The sequence below is a fragment of the Albidovulum sp. genome, from assembly GCF_008933605.1.
Lineage (GTDB): Bacteria > Pseudomonadota > Alphaproteobacteria > Rhodobacterales > Rhodobacteraceae > Albidovulum.
On record NZ_WBUS01000204.1, the window covers coordinates 1 to 4624 of the forward strand.

A 4624-nucleotide genomic window follows, 5' to 3' on the forward strand; every position below is an offset into this window, starting at 1 on the left:
GGCGAGGCAGCGGGGTCGGCGGCAAGCGCCCGCAGCGTCACCTCGCCCGCCGCCACAGCGGCGAGCCCGGCCGCAACGACGCGGCGCGCCTCGGCACGCAGGATCCCGATCTCAGCCCCCATCGCCGCGAAGGATCGCCGAGCGCGGGGTTTCCGTAAAGTCATGCGCGCGGGGCCCGGACGCGCATCGGCGTAACTCCGCCGCAACGTCGCGACGCACCGTATCGTCGCGGGGCTGGCGCCGCAGCCCTGTTTCGCCTACATTTCGCTGAAAATCCGGACGATCATGCCTCTCAGCGACCCGCACCCCCGTTTCGACGCGACCGGCCTTCCGCCGGAGTGCGCTGTCGCGCCCGAGGAAATGCTGGCCCGTGCCGACGAAGCCTCGAACTTCCTCAAGGCGCTGGCGCACGAGGGACGGCTGATGATCCTCTGCCACCTGTCGACCGGCGAGAAATCGGTGACCGAGCTTGAAATCCTGCTCGCCTCGCGGCAGGCGGCGGTCAGCCAGCAGCTCGCCCGTCTCCGCCTCGAGGGCCTCGTCTCCGCCCGCCGCGACGGCAAGGCGATCTACTACTCGCTCGCCGACACCCGGGCCGAGCGGCTCGTGGCGACGCTCTACGACATCTTCTGCAAGGACGCCGCGGCCGACTGAGCCTGCGCGATGCGCAGCGACAGGGGCGACTGCGGCGTGGTGCCCCCAGACGGACTTGAACCGCCGACCCTCTGATTACAAATCAGACGCTCTACCAGCTGAGCTATAGGGGCATTGTCCCGCACATAGACCGCGACCGGTCCCCACGCAAGATGCTCGCGTGAGGCGTCACGCGCGCGGCGCGGCGCCGCGGCGGGGGGCAAGCGTCGCGCGGGCGAGAAGGCCGACCGCCACGAGCCCCACCGCGATGACGAGAAGCGCGGGTGGTGCGGCCTCGGCGATGTTCTCGAGGCTGGCCTTCTCGTGCGCCCGCGTGGCGAGGGTATCGTAGTTGAACGGCCTCAGGAGCAGCGTCGCCGGCAGTTCCTTCACGCAATCGACGAAGACGAGGAGCAGCGCGGTCCCGACCGTGCCGCGCATCAGCGGCAGGTAGACCTCGCGCAGCGCCCCGCCCGCCGTGCGGCCGAGCGAGCGGGCAGCCATCGGCAGCGAGGGCGGCACCCGGCCGAAGGCGGCGTCGGTGGCACCCTGGGCGATGGCGAAGAAGCGGACGAAATAGGCCAGGACGATCGCCGCGGCCGAGCCGGTCAGAAGCAGCCCGGGGTCGCGCCCGGTCAGCGCCAGGACCAGGTCCGCCAGCCGGTGGTCGAAGGCCGCGACGGGGATGAGGATGCCCACCGCCAGCACCGCGCCGGGCGCGGCGTAGCCGATGGTCGTCACCGGCAGCACGATCTTCGGCAACCGCCGCCCCGTCAGCCGCACGCCATAGACCATGAAGACCGCGCCGGCGACGGTCAGGAACGCCGCCCCCCCGCCGACCGTCAGCGTGTTGAGGAACGCGCGGCCAAGCCCCGCGCTGAACCAGGTCTCGGGCTTGTCGAGCGCGTGGCCAGCGATCACCGCCAGGGGCAGCACGAAGCCGAAGGCCACCGGCAGCGCGCAGAGGATGGCGGCAAGGGCTGCGGCGAGACCGCTCAGCCGGACCTTCGTCACCGGGCGGGGCTGGCGGGCGGACTGGTAGTAGCGCGAGTTCCGCCGGCTCACCTTCTCCAGCGCCACGAGCGCGAGAATGACGGCAAGGATCACAGCCGCGATCTGTGCCGCGCCGCCGGCGTTGCCGGTCTCCAGCCAGACGGTGAAGATGCCGGTCGTCAGGGTCTGGACGGCGAAGAAATCGACCACGCCGAAGTCGTTCACCGTCTCCATCATCACGATGGCCGCGCCTGCCGCGATCGCGGGACGGGCGAGCGGCAGCCCGACCCTGAGGAAGAGGCCCACGGGCCCCGCGCCGAGCGCCCGCGCGACCTCGTAGCTGCCGGCGGACTGTTCGCGGAAGGCGGCGCGGGCGAGCATGTAGACATAGGGATAGAGCGCCGCGGCCAGCACGAGGACCGCGCCGGGCCGCGACCGCACCGCGGGAAACCAGTAGTCCCGCGCCGAGGTCCAGCCCATCGCCTCGCGCAGCGCGACCTGCACCGGACCCGAGTAGTCGAGGAAATCGACCAGCGCATAGGCGCCGATATAGGCCGGGATGGCGAGCGGCATGAGGAGGAGCCATTCGAGCACGCCCGAGAAGGGAAAGCGGTACATTGTCACGATCCAGGCCGCGCCCGTGCCGACGGCGGCGGCGAGCGCCCCGGTGGCGAGCGTCAGGATCGCGGTATTGGCGGCGTAGCGCGGCAGGGTCGTCGCCAAGAGGTGCGGCCAGATGTTCTCGGTCGGGTGGAAGGCGAGCACGAGCACCGCGGCGACCGGCAGCACGACAAACGCCGCGATGAGAAGCGCCCCTGCCGACCAGAAGTCGCCCCCCCCGCCCGCGTCGCGCGCGGGCCGGGAGAGTGGCTGACTCTTTTGCTCGGCGATCATGGCTCCGGGGTTAGAGGAAAGCGGTTCCCCTGTCCAGCACGCCCGTATAGGGTCGCCCCGGAAGACGGCAGGAAACCGATGCAGATCGCCTATCATCTCGGGGTCCACGGGACGGACGAGGACCGCCTCGTCCGCGCGCTCCTGAAGAACCGCGGCACGCTCGCGGCCGCCGGCATCGCCGTGCCCTCGCCAAGGCTCTACCGCCAGCTTCTGCCCAAGGTCGCCAAGACGCTGCGCGGCGCCCCGGCCGGGCCGGAGGTGCGCGAGGTCATCCTCGACGCGGTGGGCGAGGATGGGCCCTTGGATCGCCTCGTCTTCAGCCACGAAAGCCTGCTCTGCTTCCCGGTCAACGCGATCGGCCCGGACGGGCTCTACCCGACCTCGGCAGCGCGGATCGCGGCCTATGCCAATCTCTTCCCCGGCGCGCAGGCGGAGTTCTTCCTCGCGCTGAAGAACCCCGCGACGCTCGTCCCGGCGCTGCTCGACCGCACCGCGGAGGCCAGCTACGAAATGCTGATGAGCGGGTCGAGCCCGGCCGGCCTGCGCTGGGCGCCGGTGATCCGGCGCATCCTCAGGCAGGTGCCCGACATCGCCCTGACCGTCTGGTGCGCCGAGGACCTGCCGCTCCTCTGGCCCGAGGTGCTGCGCGCCATCGCCGGCGTGGCGCCCGAGGAGATGCTGGAGGGCGACTACGACCTCCTGGCCGCGCTGATGACCGACGAGGGGCTGGCGCGGCTGAAGGAGTTCTTCGACGGGCACCATCCCCGCCGTCCCGCCCAGCGCCGGCGCGCGACAGCGGCCTTCCTGCAGAAATACGCCCGGCCCGAGGAACTGGAAGTGGAAATCACGCTCCCCGGCTGGACCGCGGACCTCGTCGCGGCCATGACCGAGGCCTATGACGAGGACTGCGCCGAGATCGCCGCTCTGCCCGGCGTCACCTTCCTCGCGCCTTGAGTCCGCGCGAACGGGCGGGGCCGCCAGCCGCGGCGCGGACGCGGATCATCGATTCGCCCCCGGGACCCGCTAGGGTCACGACGGCTCGGCCGCACGTGGCGAAAGCCGCGTCGCGGTCAGTTCATGCCGAGCGCGGCCTTGTACATCTCCAGCACCGCCTCTTCTTCGGCGATGTCGTCCTTGTCACGCTTCCTCAGCGCGATGACCTTCCGCATGACCTTGGTGTCGTAGCCGCGCCCCTTGGCCTCGGCCATGACCTCCTTCTGCTGGTCGGCGATGTCCTTCTTCTCCGCCTCCAGATGCTCGTAGCGTTCGATGAACTGCCTCAGCTCGTCGGCGGCGACATTGTAGGTGGCGTCGGACAGCGTATCGGCCATGGTCATGCTCCCTTGAAGATCGGCCCCCTGACTAGAGGCTCGTCCCCCGCGGTTCAAGCCCCGCCCTTGCGGCCCCGGCGGCTTGCGGCTAGGCCGGTGGAACCACATGGGGGAATGCGATGGACTGGCTCATCTGGACGGGTGCGGGTGTGACGCTTCTGGGGCTCGCGGGCCTCGTGTGGTGCATCGTCAAGGTGACGGCGGCGCGGCGGGCGGGCCTGTCGGACGCCGAACTCCGCGCCCGGCTGCAGCGCGTCGTCGCGCTGAACTTCGCGGCCCTTCTCGTCTCGGCGCTTGGGCTGATCATGGTCGTGATAGGGATCGCGCTCGGCTGAGGCGCCCGCGGCCGGGCGACGTCAAACCACGTTCAGGTCGGAGAACCTCAGCCCGTTCTTGATCAGCTCGTCGAAGAGCGCCGCCGGCCGCCAGAGGGGCTCGCCGTCCCGCGCCTGGTCGCGCAGCTGGTTCCTCAGCGCCAGCAGCCCCGTGGCGTCGGCCGCCTGCATCGGCCCGCCCTTCCAGCGCGGGAAACCCCAGCCTGCGATCATCGCGATGTCGATGTCCGACGGGCAGCGCGCCGCGCCCGTCTCGATCAGCCCCGCCCCGGCATTGGCCATGGCGGCGAGCACCGAGGCGCGAATCTCGGGTGCCGTCACCCGGCGTGGCACGATCCCCCGGCCCCGCCGCTCCGAGGCGATGAGCGTCAGCACCTCGCGGTCCTCCTCGCCGGCGGCCGCACCCGCCGGCCAGCGGTAGTATCCGGCGCCCGACAC

General features: G+C 71.2%; 6 protein-coding genes and 1 tRNA gene. 3 read left to right on the plus strand and 4 right to left on the minus strand.

The window, feature by feature from the left end; all coding sequences use genetic code 11:
* The first annotated feature begins 285 nt into the window (after window positions 1–285).
* Window positions 286–654, plus strand: coding sequence for an ArsR/SmtB family transcription factor (locus F9K34_RS17210; RefSeq protein ID WP_291338344.1), 369 nt, complete (start codon window positions 286–288; stop codon window positions 652–654).
* A gap of 37 nt (window positions 655–691) precedes the next feature.
* On the opposite strand, the gene F9K34_RS17215 is transcribed toward F9K34_RS17210, so the two are convergent.
* Both F9K34_RS17215 and F9K34_RS17220 read right to left on the minus strand, forming a co-directional pair.
* Window positions 692–767: transfer RNA gene (locus F9K34_RS17215), tRNA-Thr, on the minus strand.
* A 55-nt stretch (window positions 768–822) separates the two neighbouring features.
* On the minus strand, window positions 823–2520 hold the full coding sequence (locus F9K34_RS17220) for an ABC transporter permease (RefSeq protein WP_291338345.1): 1698 nt from the start codon (window positions 2518–2520) through the stop codon (window positions 823–825).
* A 78-nt stretch (window positions 2521–2598) separates the two neighbouring features.
* On the opposite strand from F9K34_RS17220, the gene F9K34_RS17225 reads away from it, so the two are divergent.
* Window positions 2599–3474, plus strand: a complete 876-nt coding sequence (locus tag F9K34_RS17225; RefSeq protein ID WP_291338346.1) for a hypothetical protein — start codon at window positions 2599–2601, stop codon at window positions 3472–3474.
* Between the two features lie 116 nt (window positions 3475–3590).
* On the opposite strand, the gene F9K34_RS17230 is transcribed toward F9K34_RS17225, so the two are convergent.
* Window positions 3591–3851: a DUF2312 domain-containing protein gene (locus tag F9K34_RS17230; protein ID WP_291338347.1), complete on the minus strand. Its 261-nt coding sequence runs from the start codon at window positions 3849–3851 to the stop codon at window positions 3591–3593.
* A 119-nt stretch (window positions 3852–3970) separates the two neighbouring features.
* Here F9K34_RS17230 and F9K34_RS17235 point away from each other — a divergent pair, with 119 nt between their 5' ends.
* Window positions 3971–4186 (plus strand): hypothetical protein, encoded by a 216-nt coding sequence (locus tag F9K34_RS17235; RefSeq protein ID WP_291338348.1) that lies wholly within the window; start codon window positions 3971–3973, stop codon window positions 4184–4186.
* Window positions 4187–4207: 21 nt separating this feature from the next.
* Here the strand turns inward: F9K34_RS17235 and F9K34_RS17240 are convergent.
* Window positions 4208–4624 (minus strand): 3-hydroxyacyl-CoA dehydrogenase family protein (locus F9K34_RS17240; protein WP_291338349.1); only part of this gene is annotated, 417 nt, incomplete at its 5' end.